Source organism: Mucilaginibacter aureus, from assembly GCF_053514885.1.
In genome coordinates, this window is record NZ_CP170601.1 from 3623432 (window position 1) to 3640698 (window position 17267).

General features: G+C 43.6%; 20 protein-coding genes. All 20 read left to right on the plus strand.

Features of this window, described 5'->3' with window-relative positions:
• Positions 1-69: 69 nt before the first annotated feature.
• The 20 genes from ACFGVR_RS15525 to traJ all read left to right on the plus strand — a co-directional run bounded on the left by ACFGVR_RS15525 (position 70) and on the right by traJ (position 17266).
• Complete coding sequence (locus ACFGVR_RS15525) at positions 70-912, plus strand: RteC domain-containing protein (protein ID WP_448698229.1); 843 nt, start codon at positions 70-72, stop codon at positions 910-912.
• Between the two features lie 742 nt (positions 913-1654).
• Positions 1655-2785 carry a hypothetical protein gene (locus ACFGVR_RS15530; protein ID WP_448698230.1) on the plus strand — a complete coding sequence of 377 codons (1131 nt, stop codon included), beginning with the start codon at positions 1655-1657 and terminating at the stop codon, positions 2783-2785.
• Position 2786: 1 nt separating this feature from the next.
• Complete coding sequence (locus ACFGVR_RS15535) at positions 2787-3935, plus strand: hypothetical protein (protein WP_448698231.1); 1149 nt, start codon at positions 2787-2789, stop codon at positions 3933-3935.
• Positions 3916-4473 carry an LOG family protein gene (locus ACFGVR_RS15540; RefSeq protein ID WP_448698232.1) on the plus strand — a complete coding sequence of 186 codons (558 nt, stop codon included), beginning with the start codon at positions 3916-3918 and terminating at the stop codon, positions 4471-4473. The genes ACFGVR_RS15535 and ACFGVR_RS15540 overlap by 20 nt, the downstream gene beginning before the upstream one ends.
• Before the next feature lie 38 nt (positions 4474-4511).
• A complete protein-coding gene (locus tag ACFGVR_RS15545) occupies positions 4512-5072 on the plus strand; it encodes an LOG family protein (RefSeq protein WP_448698233.1) in 561 nt (186 codons plus the stop codon).
• A gap of 4 nt (positions 5073-5076) precedes the next feature.
• Positions 5077-5610 carry a non-canonical purine NTP pyrophosphatase gene (locus tag ACFGVR_RS15550; protein WP_448698234.1) on the plus strand — a complete coding sequence of 178 codons (534 nt, stop codon included), beginning with the start codon at positions 5077-5079 and terminating at the stop codon, positions 5608-5610.
• Positions 5611-5625: 15 nt separating this feature from the next.
• Positions 5626-6606, plus strand: a complete 981-nt coding sequence (locus tag ACFGVR_RS15555) for a hypothetical protein (RefSeq protein ID WP_448698235.1) — start codon at positions 5626-5628, stop codon at positions 6604-6606.
• A 36-nt stretch (positions 6607-6642) separates the two neighbouring features.
• Positions 6643-7443 (plus strand): glycosyltransferase, encoded by an 801-nt coding sequence (locus ACFGVR_RS15560; RefSeq protein ID WP_448698236.1) that lies wholly within the window; start codon positions 6643-6645, stop codon positions 7441-7443.
• A gap of 1472 nt (positions 7444-8915) precedes the next feature.
• Positions 8916-9401: a hypothetical protein gene (locus tag ACFGVR_RS15565; RefSeq protein WP_448698237.1), complete on the plus strand. Its 486-nt coding sequence runs from the start codon at positions 8916-8918 to the stop codon at positions 9399-9401.
• Complete coding sequence (locus tag ACFGVR_RS15570) at positions 9398-9691, plus strand: DUF4134 domain-containing protein (protein WP_448698238.1); 294 nt, start codon at positions 9398-9400, stop codon at positions 9689-9691. The genes ACFGVR_RS15565 and ACFGVR_RS15570 overlap by 4 nt, the downstream gene beginning before the upstream one ends.
• Positions 9692-9790: 99 nt before the next feature.
• Positions 9791-10171, plus strand: coding sequence for a hypothetical protein (locus ACFGVR_RS15575; protein ID WP_448698239.1), 381 nt, complete (start codon positions 9791-9793; stop codon positions 10169-10171).
• 53 nt (positions 10172-10224) lie between these two features.
• Positions 10225-10464 (plus strand): hypothetical protein, encoded by a 240-nt coding sequence (locus tag ACFGVR_RS15580; RefSeq protein WP_448698240.1) that lies wholly within the window; start codon positions 10225-10227, stop codon positions 10462-10464.
• The gene (locus tag ACFGVR_RS15585; RefSeq protein WP_448698241.1) at positions 10464-11120 is read left to right on the plus strand and encodes a zeta toxin family protein; all 657 of its coding nucleotides are present in this window, start codon (positions 10464-10466) and stop codon (positions 11118-11120) included. The genes ACFGVR_RS15580 and ACFGVR_RS15585 overlap by 1 nt, the downstream gene beginning before the upstream one ends.
• Positions 11121-11285: 165 nt before the next feature.
• Positions 11286-11597, plus strand: a complete 312-nt coding sequence (locus ACFGVR_RS15590) for a DUF4133 domain-containing protein (RefSeq protein WP_448698242.1) — start codon at positions 11286-11288, stop codon at positions 11595-11597.
• The gene (locus ACFGVR_RS15595) at positions 11584-14031 is read left to right on the plus strand and encodes a TraG family conjugative transposon ATPase (protein WP_448698243.1); all 2448 of its coding nucleotides are present in this window, start codon (positions 11584-11586) and stop codon (positions 14029-14031) included. Before ACFGVR_RS15590 ends, ACFGVR_RS15595 begins: the two co-directional genes overlap by 14 nt.
• Positions 14028-14303, plus strand: a complete 276-nt coding sequence (locus tag ACFGVR_RS15600) for a hypothetical protein (RefSeq protein ID WP_448698244.1) — start codon at positions 14028-14030, stop codon at positions 14301-14303. The genes ACFGVR_RS15595 and ACFGVR_RS15600 overlap by 4 nt, the downstream gene beginning before the upstream one ends.
• Positions 14290-14952, plus strand: a complete 663-nt coding sequence (locus ACFGVR_RS15605; protein ID WP_448698245.1) for a conjugal transfer protein TraI — start codon at positions 14290-14292, stop codon at positions 14950-14952. The genes ACFGVR_RS15600 and ACFGVR_RS15605 overlap by 14 nt, the downstream gene beginning before the upstream one ends.
• The gene (locus ACFGVR_RS15610) at positions 14939-15547 is read left to right on the plus strand and encodes a hypothetical protein (RefSeq protein WP_448698246.1); all 609 of its coding nucleotides are present in this window, start codon (positions 14939-14941) and stop codon (positions 15545-15547) included. Before ACFGVR_RS15605 ends, ACFGVR_RS15610 begins: the two co-directional genes overlap by 14 nt.
• The gene (locus ACFGVR_RS15615; protein ID WP_448698247.1) at positions 15534-16157 is read left to right on the plus strand and encodes a TerB family tellurite resistance protein; all 624 of its coding nucleotides are present in this window, start codon (positions 15534-15536) and stop codon (positions 16155-16157) included. Before ACFGVR_RS15610 ends, ACFGVR_RS15615 begins: the two co-directional genes overlap by 14 nt.
• A complete protein-coding gene (gene traJ / locus ACFGVR_RS15620; RefSeq protein ID WP_448698248.1) occupies positions 16154-17266 on the plus strand; it encodes a conjugative transposon protein TraJ in 1113 nt (370 codons plus the stop codon). The genes ACFGVR_RS15615 and traJ overlap by 4 nt, the downstream gene beginning before the upstream one ends.
• Position 17267: the final 1 nt, after the last annotated feature.

Below are 17267 nucleotides of genomic sequence, written 5' to 3' on the forward strand. Positions count from 1 at the left end.
CCCTTGTTAAAAAGAAAATCCAACCGCTGATACACGCTTATCGTCCGCGTATGTTAAACATTGATACCGATGAGAACCATTACCGACCGTTTCTACGATGCCCTGGAGCGTCAGCTCGCCGAGATCTCGCTGGGCGGCGACAACCTGACCGAACAATACCGCGCTTCGGTGCTGATCTGCAAAAAAGCCATGAACAAACTCAAGAACTACATGAGCAGCTATGCCTTTGAAAATACCGCGGACGAGGTCCATTTCTTTAAAAACGTCAAACCCAAATTCTACAGCAAATACATCTACTTCGTCGGCCTCTATAACTTCAGTGTCCAGCAACCCATCGGCTCCGAGGACATCCAGCGTGCCTATATCCAGATGCACCTCGACGAACTCAAGACCTTTTTTGACCATAACCGGCTGTTCTATGCCTATTACCGCTCCGGCATGACCCAGCTCGACGACCGCTATTTCGTACGCGGCGGCTTCGACGTCCACGCTGAACTCGAAGATTTTGAGGAAGATGAACAATATTCGACCAGCCATGATTACAAACTATCCAAGCTCATCGCCAACGAAAGGTTCCAGGAACACCTCAGCATCGAACTCCTCCGCATCGGCAGCGAAGGAACCCTGCTGGCCGAGGGCCAAAGTATCTTCCCTTTCAAGCATCCCCAATGGACCGCCAGCCAAACCGACCTGGTCGAACTGCTGTATTCCTTAAAGACCGGCTGTGCCGTCAACCACGGCAATATCGATATTGCTGAACTCGCTGCGATATTCGCCTTCGTCTTCCAGGTGGAATTGAATGAGACCTATCACAAACTGCTCGACATTACCCGGCGCAAGAAGGAGATGTTCGTGTTTTTAACGCGATTGCGGGTGAGCCTGGAGAGTTTTATCCGGGAGAAGTTTGCGTGATTTTATGGATGCTGTAGCACTGGCGGCAGTAAGGTAATAAAATAGACTATGAAACAACCCTATCCCTGCTACCGGCGGCGCTGCGAGCAGCACAGCCGGGCTTCGCCCAGCACTCTTAATCCAATCACTTGGCTTATACTTCAATACCAACTATCCCAAATGTACAACCGGCGACCCTTACGAACGTGACGGCAACAGATTTTCTGCCATGGCCTACGCCGCCATCGTAATCAAAGACCACACCGGCATAAAGCATATCTTGACTGGCCCGAAAATCGCTCAGCTCAAACCCCACACTACAAAACCCTTACTGGAGCAGCTTTAAAGCCGCCTGCGTGATCTTGGCGGCACAAGCGGAAAATTAGGACCTGCTGCGCCGAACGACTGCTATAAAATCTCGATCTTTCCGCGATTGTCTGTAAAACACAATTACAAGAACCGATAGACTTTCTCCGTAAAAATAGAAAAGAGGCCCTTTTGAGTAGCCAATCTAAACGACTATGGTTGATGGTCTAAACTAGCAAATAAACGAATATTTAAACTAAAGGATATCGGGGTTATATTTAAAATATTTTTTAAAAACTATTTTGTTGGTTGCCTATCAATAGGTATTTTTAACCAATCACCTAAACAATAGTGAGTATATTAAATACTCATCGCAGTGCCTGCAGTTAACAATGCATTGTTGTCGGTTTTAATTAAATCTGTTGTCAAAATTAAGCCCGAATTAAAATCAATCATAATGAATAGATCTTTCGACTATCTCCTGTTTTTAGCCGAACCTTTCGGATTTGGTCCAATATCTTCCAGTATTGCGATTGTAAGACAAGTAAAACTATTAAAACCCGAAATAAAATGTTTTTTTTTGGGATCTGGTACTTCTTATCAGCTAGCAACAAAAAGCAATGTTTTTGATGAAGTCGGTTTTTGCGAGTTATTATCGGAGCAATCCCTTGCAGAATGCTACGGACAAATAGACCCGACTAATTGCATCATTATTGCGAATACTTACCCCAATGGCATCCGTTTGGCAAAACAAATAGGCTTTAAAGCCATCTTTGTTGATACGCTGTTTTGGATGTGGAAGGAACTCCCAATTCATCTTTCGGATGTTGAAAAATATTACATCGAGGATTTTTATTGTACTGATATAGCTTTAGACCGATTTTGCGTTTCAGATAAATTCATACTCATGCCACCCTTGATAGATATCGGTGTGGAAGCCCGGCAGGTCCCGCATCCATTTCTTTTGATATCGTTTGGCGGGATTGATTCAAATCTTTATGATTTTCCCATATTTTATCAAAAACTAATTGCTACTGTTTCTGCGAACGAAAAATTGAAGAATTATAACATCATGATCTGCGGCGGTGGAAAGAAGTTTCGTGAAAATGAATTTAAAGTTTATGAAACTTCGCGGGTGGTGATTAAGTGTTTGGAGCCATATGAATATATCTCTTATTTGAAAGCGGCAGATATTGTAGTTGCCAGTGCCGGCTTACACAGTTTTTACGAAAACTATTTTTTAAGAAAAAACGTCATGTTCCTTCCACCGCAAAGTTATAGTCAGTACCTGCAACTCAAGTATATAATGGAAAATTTTGAAGGAGTTAGCGCAACGAATTTTGAACAATTGGGGATTAAACATTCCCTTAGAGAGAACATGCCAGACGAAGAACGAATTAGCGAAGTGAAGAGAATAAACAAATTGATGATCGATACCGAGGTTTGGGAAACATTTTTTAATGTTTTTGAAGAGTTTTATAGAGGTCAGTTACGCACGGACTGGTCAATCGAAAAACAAACGCCGGAAAGGAATCTTGATGGCCCCCGTGCACTGGCCAAGGAAATTTTATCATTTATCATAGGCTGACATGACAACAAACGTACCCCTAAGCTTCCCACATCTACCATTTTATTGCCCCAGGATAGATATTGATGGGATGTCTCTTTGTGAGATCAGGGACTATTTGACAAAACTTGAACCCGATCCTGCGGTTGAGGAAACCATCTTGTCCTCATTAGAAGGATGGCAGGTTAATCCTGAAGCAGGAGAACCACTGTTCGTTATTCATTCAATGCTGGACTCATTTCGTTTGTTGCCAAGAAATAACGAACGTGTGCGTCGCATGAATACCTTCGTTCGGACACTCGGACGCCCCGATATTTTTGCTGAATTCTTGGACATGATCCGTGCAGCATCATTACGGACTGATACCCGTGAACAAGCGCTTACCAAAGCATCCCGACTATCTAGTAAGCACGCGGTTTACGGTTGGAGCGGTCAGACACGGCTTGCTCTTTCAGGAACAAAAGCAACAGTTAACACGGTTATTCCGGAACCCGGTGTTCAAAATTTTCTTGGCAAAACCCCAACCTCAGCTTGGTCATTAAGCATGCATATATGGCAACCTAATGTACGGGCTGAGGGATTTTTGTGCGGACACCGGGAAGATGAAAATATTATCGCGGAACCCCCTCACTCACATCCATTTGATTTCGCTTCGATGTTAGTCACCGGCAAATTGCATCAGTCAATTTATTTGCAAAAGGATGCTAACACTTCATTAAGCCAAACTGAGAACAGGCAACTCAAGGGGCGATACGACGGAATTGCACTGGAACATGTCCATGGTGTTTGGCCTCCTCATGATGGCCGAGAGGAATGCGCAGTAATGACATTAAATGAAAGAGTGGAATTGCGGGCTGGCGACAGTTATTACATGTCAGCTGAAACGATACACGACGTGCAAATTGACGCAAATATTGCTCAAGATACGCCGGCGATTACTTTATTTTTGAGATCCGAATCTTTCGTTAAACCACATGTTTACATGGCACCTCAAATGGCTGACTTTCATGAAACACATCCTGATTTGAAAAATCAAGGGTCACCGTTGACGGAAAAGGCCTGGAATGCAAAGTTAACCTTAGTAGCTGACTACGTCCGCGGGAAAACAACGATATTGAATCTCAGTGAAATCGTGAACTATGACAATGAGTATGCTTTTTTCCACCGATAACCTTCAAAGGAAAAGTCTTTGTGTAATAGGGGGGCAGGGTAAAAGGTTTGATGAATTTCTGGAAGGCCCTGCGGCGGCATTGGGTTTCGCTATGGCAAAAGCGGGTATCGGGTTTGTCTGTTATGGCACTATAGAGGGATTGACGCGAGTGATCGCAAAAGAGATCCGGAGACATGGGGGCCACATTACTTGTATCTCCCACTTTGAATACGAAGAAAGTGACGTAACTGTTGACGATTTTATAGTGACGGGGGATTTTCATGACAGCAAAACCCAGATGTTTCAGATATCATCTGGGTTTGTCGCCCTACCCGGAACAGTCGAGACCCTGGAGGTATTGATGGAATACCTAACATGGATGCAAAGAATATATCAACGCAAACCTGTTTATATTGTTAATTTTAATAACTTTTGGGGGCCGCTAATTCAGTTATTCGAGCATATGAATGAAGAAGCTTTTTTACCACGTGATTTTCATTTGCGTTATATTCTGGTTAATGAAATAACTGACGTCGTCCCCCATTTTTTGGGTTACTAGTATATATATTGCACCGAGATTCGTTTGGCCGACTGAATATGATGAAAAATAAAAGCATTAAACGCATATGCGTCTATTGTGGTTCTGTCAATGGAAAGAATCCTATATATTCGGATATAGCAAACCGACTTGGCTGTGCTATAGGCAAAGCAGGCTTAAACTTAGTCTATGGTGGTGGTATAAATGGATTGATGGGTATTGTATCGAAGGCTACGATGGATAATGGGGGACATGTTATCGGTATTATGCCAACTGAACTACTCAGCGGCATCGAAGATGTATTTCACAACATCAGTAAATTTTACGAAGTCTCCAGTTTTCATGAGAGAAAAATGCTCATGTTTAAACATGCAGACGTATTTATTGCTTTGCCCGGAGGGCCAGGGACACTTGAAGAACTTTCCGAGCAACTGGCTTGGGCGGCATTGGGTCATCATAACAAACCTATTTTTATCATTAACATCAAGGGCTATTGGGACCCGTTATTAACTCTTTTGGATCAAATGAATCAGTATTCAGCATACCCCTTAAAATATCTTGCGGTGAGTTCACCTGAAGCAGCGATAAAAATGCTTTTAAATTTACCCAGTTCAACTTAATAACATGTTTGTATCAACTTCAAATTATCATAAAATAACAGAATATAAAGCATTTGGCATTGATGCCAGGCTAGGGCCTGATATTAAAGAAGTACTGGGAACCGTTGACGAAGTGATCATTTATAAAATACTCAGCTCCCCAGTTGATACCTTAGTCGAAGATACCGTTTTAGAGATTGAGGGTAAGCAAATTGTGGACATTAAGTTCAAATTAAAAAATATTATTGAAGATAATGAAGCCTCTTGGATAACTTCACTTGGTTATCATGATGGTTCAATGCTCTATGTTTATCGCGGAATCGTAAAAGGAAAGATGATCATTCCACGGATTGAACTTGAACGTTCTTTTGAGCCCTGTTTTGTGCCCATAGGTTCAGATAAAACCTTGTACGAACTAAAACTAAAAGGACAAAAACATAAATATTCTGCCAGGCTGATTGCTGTAAAAGCCTTCAAGGATAACAATCCGATATTTTCGCGAAAGATCTCGGACATCCCTGCATGGGGAGGGGAGTATCAGGATGGGGGAGATTTTTAGCTTATAACCAAGAAGATGGTTCAGACTAAAGAACTTTTCAAGGTTACGCGACCTGCGTATGTTTACCAATCAGTAAGTGACCTTTGGGTCATCACTTCATTTTTTAACGCGCAGAATTATTCGTCAAAATATAAAAATTACCAACTGTTCGCTGAGTCGTTGGAAAACAGCGGTATCAACTATCTGGTAGTGGAGTGCGCATTTGATGAACAACCACATACATTACCTGATTCTCCCAACATTCTAAAAGTTCGGTCAAAATCGATTTTATGGCAAAAAGAAAGACTACTAAACATTGCGATTGCATCGTTGCCTGCTGAATGTGTAAAAGTAGCTTGGGTTGACTGTGATGTTTTTTTTGAAAATGAATTTTGGGCAGTTGAAACTTCTAAGTTATTAAATGAATATAAGGTTGTCCAACCTTTTGACCGTGTTATTAGATTGCCTAACGGGGTATTATCCTACAAAGGATCAGGAGAAATTTATGAAAGTTTTGCTGCAGTCCACCAAAAATCTCTGTTCACGCTCCCTGCAGGTGATTTTTCGATACATGGACATACAGGTTTTGCATGGGCTATGAGAAAAGATATTTTGTTGCAATTTGGATTGTATGATCCATGTCTTTCGGGTAGCTCTGACCATCTGATGACGCATGCTTTCTGCGGGGATTTTACTTCAGCGTGTATAGAGCAAATGCTTGGTGCAAACCCTTTTACGCATAAGCATTTTTACGAATGGGCTAAGGGTATTTACCCGGTTGTTTCTGGTAGAATTGGATGCGTAAAGGGAACTCTTAATCATTTATGGCACGGTGACACGGCGAATAAACAGTATCTTAGAAGGAACCAGGAAATTGCGCAACTTCTGTTCAACCCTTATCAAGATCTCATAATAAATCAAAATGGATGTTGGGAATGGAGCGATATAGGTTTATTAAAAACTGGTTTACAAGAATGGGCAGTAAGATTTTATGAAAGCCGTAAAGAAGATGGTTAACTATTGAGTGGTAAGTTGATTTAACATGACATTAAGATGCATTTGAAAAATAATGAATTCCCCAACAATGTTTACGAAAACATTGACCAAATTATTAAAGCCGCCCATAGCGAGTCCCCAAAGGCGGTCGTATTGACGCCATCCACAGGGAGCCCTTTTTTGCGGAAGGCTGCAGAAAGCGTTCTTGCCCAAGATTTTGAAAATATTATACATATAATCGTTGCAGACGGCGCGGAGTTTGAACAGGGTACTCAGCACAGTGTTTCAAAGTTTACAAGAGAAGAAAAGTGTCGGGTCGTTACAATACCATTTAATACCGGTAAAAACGGACTAAATGGGCATCGGATTTACGCCGCCTTTCCATTGCTCATTAACGCCGATTATATATTTTTCTTAGATGAAGACAATTGGTGGGATGTCAGTCATGTGAGTTCGCTAATCACCTTGATTGAGGAAAATGATTTGGACTGGGCTCATTCTATGAGGAAGATCTATACGCACGATGAATGCTATGTCGCTGACGATAATTGTGAAAGTATCGGAATGCACCGCCCGTTTTCAGGTGTAATAAAGAATTGGTCAAGTTATGTGGATACCAATTGTTATGCTTTTAAACGAAACACCCTTGTTCAGGTCGCGCATTTTTGGTATCACCCCCTTCGTGCAGACCGTTATTTCTTTCATCAGATAGCGCGGAGATTTCCGAACTACAGCTCCTCAAAAAAGTACACGGTAAACTATAGGCTAAAAAAAAATGGACCGGTATCTTCGGATTACATTTTAGAAGGTAATCAATTCATGGTGAACCAATATAATTCACAACTACCCTGGATTTGAACTTTATCGCCAGTTTTTTTTTATAACTAATATCACGGCAAAGTTTATTGATATTTTTATGTGTGCTAAAGAGGATCTTGTGTTTTTAACTCGTCATTCGTCATATCTTAAATTTAAAATTGAGAAATTATTAATTTTTTATGAAACGGTCTTGTTTTATGGTTTTACGATTTTTAATAGTTATTTTTATGAAAACGAAATATCATGGAAAAAGTATGCCCACACTGCAAAAAAATGGTTAAATGTTATAATCTAAAGAACTTTGAAGACGATTTACGAATTCTAAAATATGTTTGGCGATGCGAGAATGGCCATGAATTCGAAACTGATACCGTTGCCAAACAAGTTGCAGGTCCAGTTTTAGGACTTGTAGGTCTTGTTTTTGGGATAACGAGGCACAATTGAGATTAGTACATCTTGCTCCAGCTAAGTGATCGATGCTGCATCAACGTGGCTATCGAAATGGAATTTTATTTCATTTTAAAATATAAAAATACTGAAAGTTCCGTTTAGACCATAGATGGAATGTTTTAAAAGTTAAAGATTGACGCTTGCCATTATTTGTTTTATTTGCAATCCGCTTTAACAAAAGATAATTTGAAAACATAGTATTCGATATAGCCAGTCGGCCGGATATCTAAAACTCGCTAAGCATATTTTTACGGATCACATATAAAACAGGACACCGCGCTTCAGGGTAAGCAATTATTGACCGCTTGTTTTTTGTAAAAGCAATTCAATTTCGTTTTACAAAATGAATGTCATTCGATTGACTTGTTTTGGGAAATGGTTTCAGCGATTCCTTTTCTGATCCTTCAATCCCGCCTTAACAACCGTAGCGCCGATTTTTGTCACCCCTCCAACGATACCTGTTATTCCAACTCCTTGACCACCTGGAACACAACAGGCCGCAATGCCCAATACAACCAACATTAATCCTCGTGCGGCCTGACGCTCGTCACTATGATAATATTCATTATAACTGCTCATATGTTTATATATTTTAGGTTACAAACAATAGACTACAAACTCTATATATACCTACTTTAACCAGTTGACAATTTAAATTAAAAAAAAGCCGGATGTAGCTTTTCTGAATACATTAGTCAGGTATTGATTCACTGATGACAAGGTAAGAAATTCTAAGAAAATATACAAGGGTAACATGATATTAATCAGTCCAAAATTTAAATAAGTATTTAACTTTTGGACATAGCCTGCGTAATTCAGGATGTCGTTGTGATGTGTTAACTATCCGTTTTCACCCGGATAAAATACCTGAATTTATCTTGCGACTTCTCATTTTTGACCCCGAAGCAGCGCGACCCGTTTCGGAGTTCTTTGAAATGGATTTACGATACATATGAATATAGGACAATGCACCGTTCCGGGTTTATTTCACCACTCTGCGCAAGGTGGTGAAGTAAGCTTTGGGTATCACCTCACTTTTGCTTTCAACAAAACGAAAGCATATGTTACATGACATCACCTGGCAGCAATATAGTACTGCCGTCATTTTGATCACCGCCGTTTGGTACGGCTACGTCCTTTTAAAATTCTATAAGCCCAGACCCAAAACACTTGCGGCAACGCCGCCCGTTGCCAATCAAATGATGGTGGTGATGAGCGCAATCAAGCCCGATACCGACACGGGTGTCCACGAAGCGGACGAGTTACATTTTTCAGTCGCGTCACCCGATGACATCAGTGATCAAACTTTACCCAAAGGTCCCGGCGACGAACTGCTGGAGGAAGCCCAAACCCTCATTGCCGCTTATACCGAAAATGACGACAAGAAAAGCTTCCTGTCGTTGCTCAAGATTCTGCTGAATAAGTACGAAGTCTTTGCCGACGAGATCAGCCTGCCTACGGTCATTGACCTCCTCAAACAATTCGCGAAAGCTCGGCTGCCATTTACTCTGAAGGATAACGAATGGCCCTTAACATTTGAAGCATGAAAAAGATTAGATACACCCTATTACTGCTGCTGATCGCCGCAGGCGCATCAGCCCAGGACGGCAACGCCGGCATCAACGAAGCCACGACCCAGGTCAAAAGTTATTTTTCCACCGGCACCAATCTGATGTATGCTATCGGCGCCATTGTGGGCCTGGTCGGTGCGATCAAAGTGTACAAAAAATGGAACGATGGCGAACACGATACGGGCAAAGTTGCCAGTAGTTGGTTCGGCTCCTGCATCTTCCTGGTCGTAGTGGCAACTGTACTCAAATCCTTTTTTGGCGTGTAAACGCTAGTACTAACAAACTTGATAGCGAAACACGCGCAACCGCGCGTGTTTCGCTATTTTATTAACAAAAATTATTCGTGAATTTGAAATAGCAACATCATGAAAATTGAATATTCAAAAGATGCCCAGGCCGATTTTGGTACGGCCCACATCACAGAGATCAAAACTTCCGAATGGCCCGAGATCGAGCGCCGTTTGAACCAAGCTGTTGTGCCAGGTAATACGTTCGACCGCTATGGCGCTACCGAAAGCCTGAGTTCTATTCTTAACGGGTTGATCACCCTGACCACTAGTGAGCAAATGTGGGAAAGATCCCAAGCCATCCCGGATACTAAACGTATCGCGCAATTGAAAGCGCTTTTCGATAAAGTCTGGACGGTCAACAATCAGCCGGCGAATTTTGATTCTGTCGCGCAAATGGAAAAACTGATCGCTAAATACAGTCCGATCTTCCTCATTAAACAAAAAACGCTGGCCTAAGCGAAACTACCCTTATCATTGTTTTTAGTTAAAGAAACGCGTAACTTTACGTAATGAAAAGATCGTCCGTAGTTGAGCGCTTATTGGCCAATATGAAAGGCATGCACGAATTAGGTCGCCAGCGCGCCTTTGAATTAGGCAATCCTTTTTATGCCAGGTTCAGAGAAGATGGCGGCTACTACCGCAAAGAAATGCCGACCGGCGAAAAATACCTTGTCGAAGTGGAGGTCGTGATGGACGAATATGATCATCCTGTCGCTATTAAAGATACGATCATTCGTCAAATCAACTAATGGAACAACCCGAATTTGTAATGGTCGCGGGTTGTAATGCCGCGGGTAAGTCCAGCTTTATCCGGTCAAGAATAGCAGAGCTACCCAGCTTTGAGATCATTATGACGGATGTTTATAAAAGCCGCACCAAAACAGTTTTCCAGGAGGCGTTACAAGCCAGGAAGGACATCATTTTGGAAACTGTTTTCAACGATGCCAGTTTCCGCACGCTGGTAGATGAAGCCCGGCATGCGGGCTATCATACGTCCTTGGTGGTGCTCTTTTTAGACAGCCCGCAGGAATCGATCGACCGGGTGGCTTTTCGCAGTCTTCAACAAAATGGTCTGACGATCAGCGGTAGCAACATCCGGCTTAATTTCAACGAAAGCTTTAAAAATATCGCCACTTATTATTTCTATTTTAACCGAGCTGACTTTATTTATACCGGGATCGCAAACGAAAATCACCACATCATGGGCTTTGACGGCCTCCGGCTGACCGAGTACCAGCAAACCGATCTGCGGTACCCGCAGAAATTCGCACAATTTGGACATCAGCAGGACCGGCTCGATCCGGAAAGCTACCAGCGTATACAGGCTAATCAAGACTATCAGTTGGGATCGGTTCAACAAGAGCAAATGACCAAACCAAAGGTCACCCGTAATTTTAGGCTGTAAAGCATCATATCTTTAGCGTTCTTTACAATCAAGCGCATTCTTCGAATTGCCCTGACGCTTTATTGGAGTTCAATCTAATCTATCACGATCTACCATTTAGGGAATACAACCACACCTGCTGCAACGTGGTGAAATAATCGCCCCCGACCTCCTGACCTTTGGGTCATGAGTAGTTACACGATCAATAAAGGTATTAACCGCCCCATCGAATTTAAGGGACTGAAGGCGCAGTACATCGGTTATCTCGGCGGTGGCCTGGTCACCCTGCTCGTCCTTTTTGCTATCCTGTACCTGATCGGTTGCGCAGTTTACCTCTGCATCCTCATCATTGGTGGCCTGGGCAGCGCTTTATTCTACAAAGTTTTCGGCCTTAGTCACCAATACGGGGAGCATGGCCTGATGAAAAAGAACGCCAAAAGACAAGTACCTACTTACTTAAAATTTAAGTCCAGAAAACTATTTTATGAAAAACGCTGAACAAGTCTTTCCGATTTATAAAGTGGAGCACGATACGCTGTTGTCTGCCCAAGGTGAATTGACCATTGCTTTTGAGGTTATGCTGCCGGAACTGTTTACCTTGTCGAACGACGAATATTTTGCCTTGCATCAAACCTGGGTAAAGGCCGTCAAGTTGTTACCTAAGAACAGTGTGTTTCATAAACAGGATTGGTTCGTCGAAACCAGCTATCGGGCAAAGTTTAGCGAACAGACTTTTTTAAGCCATGCCAGCGAGCGCTTTTTTCATGAGCGGCCTTACCTTGCGCACCGCTGCTACATTTACTTAACGAAGCGGCCCAATAATTTTAAGGTGGTGACCAGCGCTTCCAGCAGTTTATTGCGCAGCCGTATTACACCACCGGAAACCACTTCGGAAGAATTATCCCGCGATTTTTCAGACAATGTTGGCCAGTTCAAACGCATTTTGGAAGATAGCGGCCGGCTGAAAGTCCGTCGTTTGACTGATGACGAACTGGCGGGAACGCTTGTCACACCAGGCTTGTTGGAACAATATTGTTTTTTATTGAATGCGGATGACCAGCCCGTTATCAAAGACATTCACCTTAAAAACGGAATTGCTATCGGTGACAATGATTGCCAGTTATATACCCTGGCGGATGCGGCGCATCTGCCAGCACTTTGCGGCCCGCGCATTACCTATGACGTTTACTCTACCGACAAAACCAAGTTCAGCACCGGCTTTGCCAGCCCGGTAGGCGCACTGCTGAACTGCAATCATATCTATAATCAGTATATCCTGATCGAAGACAGTGCCAGGACCCTTAAAAAACTGGAAGCCAAAAAGCTGCGCCTGCAATCGCTGTCGGCCTACTCCCGCGAAAACGCGATCGGCCGTGAGGCCACCCAGGAGTTTTTGAACGAAGCGGTCAGCCAGCAAAGGCTTCCGGTTAAGGCACATTTCAACATCCTTGCCTGGGGCGATCCTAAAGAGATCAAAAACAAAGTCAGCAGCGCTTTAGCGCAACTTGATGCCCAACCCAAACAGGAGACGGATGGTGCGCCACAGATCTGGTGGGCCGGCCTGCCCGGTAATGCCGGTAACTTTCCGATGAACGACACCTTCGATACGTTTGCTGAACAAGCCTGCTGTTTCTTTAACCTCGAAACGAACTACCGGTCATCTCTTTCTCCGTGCGGCATTCGCCTTGGCGATAGGCTATCTGGCAAGCCCCTGCATGTTGATTTATCGGACGAACCCATGAAGGCTGGTATTACGACTAACCGCAATAAATTCATCTTAGGCCCCTCCGGCAGTGGCAAATCCTTCTTTACTAACCACCTGCTCCGTTCTTATTTCGAGCAAGGCGCCCACATCGTTTTGGTTGATGTCGGCCATTCTTATCATGGCCTATGTGACTTTGTAGGCGGTTATTATTTCACTTACAGTGAAAAGAGCCCGATCTCTTTCAATCCTTTTTACGTCGGTTCAGGCGACACGCTTGATACCGAAAAACGCGAAAGCATCAAAGCCATGATCCTGGCACTTTGGAAAAAAGAAGATGAAGGCGTACAACGAAGCGAATATATCGCCATCAGCGATGCGCTGTTCCACTATTACAATACCAACCCGGATTTTCCTTGCTTTAACAGTTTCTACGATTTTTTATCCGACACTTTCTATGAAACGATGAAAGCAAGCAAAGTGAAGGATGCGCATTTTGATATCGATAACCTGCTGTTCGTTTTGAAACCCTATTACAAGGGTGGCGAATACGATTATTTGCTGAACGCTACAGAAAACCTCGATCTGCTGAATCGCCGCTTTATCGTGTTTGAACTGGATAACATCAAAGACCACCCGATACTCTTTCCGGTGGTGACCCTCATCATCATGGAAACCTTCGTTTCCAAAATGAGAAAGCTCCCGAAGGATGTTCGCAAGATGATTTTGATCGAGGAAGCCTGGAAAGCTATCGCCCGTGAGGGTATGGCTGAATACATCAAATATCTCTTTAAGACCGTACGCAAATATTTTGGCGAGGCGCTGGTGGTGACCCAGGATATCGAAGATATCATTAGTAGCCCCGTTGTTAAGCAGGCCATCATCAATAACAGCGACTGTAAAATCCTGCTCGACCAGCGCAAATACCAGAATGACTTCCCTAAGATCCAGCAATTGTTGGGTATTACCGACAAGGAAACCGCATTGATCCTATCGATGAACCGGGCGAACGACGAACGCTATCAATACAAAGAGGTATTTATCTCCCTCAACGGCCAGCTGTCCAAAGTTTACCGGACCGAGGTGAGCCGCGAAGAATACTGGACCTATACCACTGAGTCTGCCGAAAAAGCCAAAGTCCAGAAATACACCCAGCAATACGGCGACATCCGCAAAGCTATCGCTGCTATCGTGCAGGAAGAAAAACAAACCCCAAATAACGCCGCATGAAAAGGTTCATTCCATTCATTTTGTTCTCGGTGGCTTGTAAGGCCACCAATCACGATGGCAGATATGTCAATCATACCAACAGTACTTATTCGATCACTGACGATACACTCGAAGTCCGCGATACGGTCATTATAGAACATACCGGCTTTCAAAAAATCCGTGATGGTAAAGTAATGCCGAAGGAATTCAAAATCAAACAGCTTTTTGAGTTGCATCCGGTCTTTCAAAATAACCAACTCATCTTAAACAACACCACCTATGAAAAGCTTTAAAATCACATTGGTATTGCTGTTTTTTTGTGGTGTTGCTAACGCGCAATTCGTAGTGGGTACAGTACTGAAAGAAACGGTTGGCCGCATTATCCGGGCGATCGACCTGCAGGTGCAGCAAGCACAGAACAAGACCCTTTGGCTGCAAAACGCGCAGAAAGCCATTGAAAACCAGTTGCACCAACTGCAACTGAACAATATCGCCGGCATCAGCACCCGGCAAAAGGATTTGTTCACTGAATACTATAACGAGCTATCCCAGGTCAAAACCGCTATCTATGATTACGGGCAGGTAACCCATATCATTAGCCGCCAAACCCAACTGGTTTCTCTCTATAAAATCTCTTGGGCCGCTACTCAACAGGACGGGCATTTTAATGCTGGCGAACTCAACCAAATTCAACGTGTGTACAGCGGTATTTTATTGGAGAGCGCAAACAACCTTGACCAGTTGTCCAAGGTCATCAATACCTTCCAAATGCAAATGACAGACGGGCAGCGCATGGAACTGATCGATCACATCCAACACCAGATCGACGGCAATTACAACGACCTCAAAAAATTCACAAACCAGAACATCCGCCTGAGTTTGACCCGCGCCCAGGATCAGAACGATGTACAAACCATCAAAAATCTATATGGCCTGCATTAAATATATCCCGCTACTGCTATTCGCTTTACCAGCGCAAGCACAATTGTTTGGCCAAGCCAACGCGCAAATTAAATATTATGAGCAGCAGCTCGCTGCCTATAATGCCCTGCGCTCCGAGATCAAACAAGGTTATAACGTTTGCAAAAACGGGCTGAATGCTATTGCCAATATCAATACCGAAGAGTTGAATGCCCATACCGCTTATTACACGGCCTTGAAAACGCCGTCGTCAGCCGTCAAAAAAAGTAACCAGGTCAAAGACATTTTAAACTATCAAACCTACATCAACTCGGCTTTTAGTCAATCATTTAATGGCTTAACATCCGACGAAGTTATCTATGAAACTACTGTTAAAAATAAGGTATTGAGCCAATGCAGCAAGGATATAACTGATTTGCAAAACCTGTTAGCGGCAAATGAATTGCAGTTAAGCGATGACGAGCGCCTCAAAATATTGAATGCAATTCATGCTTCGATGCTGGAGAAATACCAGTTCAGCCAAAGCTTCATCAATTCCATCAAAATACTGGTACTCCGTCGCCAGCAGGAAACTAATGATGCACACACCATAACCAATTTATATGCGAACCATTAAGATGACCGTAATATGCTTATTGCTGAGTTTAGGCGCCCGCGCCCAAACGAGCGACATTACGCAGTTAATTCTTGATATTGAGAAATTAACACAACTCAAAGGTATCCTGTCCGATATGAAAACCGGCTATGATATTGTCAATGGTGGTTATAATCAGGTCAAGTCCATACAAAGCGGCAATTTCAGTCTCCATTCCACCTTTCTTAATGGTTTGAATGCGGTTAGCCCATCTGTCGCTAACTATGGTCGTGTCGCGGACATCATCTTGTTACAGGCCAACTTGGTGACCGAGTATAGCCGCTACAAAAAGCAGTTTGCGCAAAGCGGCAGCTTTAATGCCAGCGAACTCAGCTACATGGCCAATGTTTACACGACATTATTACAACAAAGCCTGCAAAATTTGAGCCGCTTAACGGATGTCCTCATGGCTGGCAAGCTACGCATGTCAGATGCCGAAAGACTTAAAGCTATTGACAGAATCCACGAAGACAGCTCAGACCAATATCAATTTCTGCAGCACTTTGACCGGCAAGGCGTCATCCTGTCGCTTCAAAGGACTAAAGATGTGAACGATGTCCAAACACTCAAAAGCTTATACCACTTACCATGAATACATTAATGCAAATTACCGGCCTATCGAGCGATGTCGGCGGCCTGCAGGGCGTGCTGAACGGGGTCTACAATGACATGATGCCGCTATGTAGCAGCCTGATCGGCGTTGGCCGGGGTATCGCAGGTTTCGGCGCGTTGCTCTATATCAGCACCCGTGTCTGGCGGCAGATCGCTGCCGCTGAGCCCATCGACTTTTATCCGCTGATGCGGCCTTTCGCTATTGGCCTGGTCATCCTTTTATTCCCTTCATTTATCGCCTTAATGAACGGGATATTAAATCCAACCGTAACCGCCTCCGGCAGCATGGTCCAAAATTCTGATGCGGCGATCCAAACACTCTTAGCTGCTAAGCAAGCGGCGGTTGAAAAGACGGATGCTTACCAAATGTATGTGGGCACTGACGGGGAAGGCGACCGGGATAAATGGTACAAATATTCACATCCTGATGATCCCAATGATGCCAAAGAAGGTATGTTCAGTTCGGTGGGTAATGACATGAAATTCGCGATGGCGAAAGCCAGTTATAATTTCCGGAATAGTGTCAAGCAATGGATGAGCGAAGTCTTACAAGTATGCTACGAAGCGGCAGCGCTGTGTATCAATACGATCCGTACCTTCTATCTCATCGTCCTGGCTATCCTCGGACCTTTGGTCCTCGGTTTATCCGTTTTCGATGGTTTCCAGTTCACGCTAAACACCTGGATGGCCAAATACGTGAATGTGTTCTTATGGCTGCCCGTAGCCAATATTTTCGGTGCCATCATCGGTAAGGTACAGGAGAATATGCTCAAACTCGATATTCAGCAAGTGCAGTCGGCTGGCGACACATTTTTTTCATCTACCGACACAGCCTATCTGATTTTTTTATTGATCGGCATCATCGGTTATTTCACCGTACCAGCGGTAGCCGGTTATATCATCAACCCCGGCGGTGGTAATGGGCTGCTCAATAAAGTCAGCACCCTTGCCTCAACAGCGGTCATATCTGCCGGTGGCGCATTTAGCGGTGCCTTCACCAGTAGCAGTAACCACCATATCGCTACCGCTGCTCCCGAACCAGCTCATGATTATCAAAAAGAAAAATTCAACGGCAACCCTAAAAGCTAAA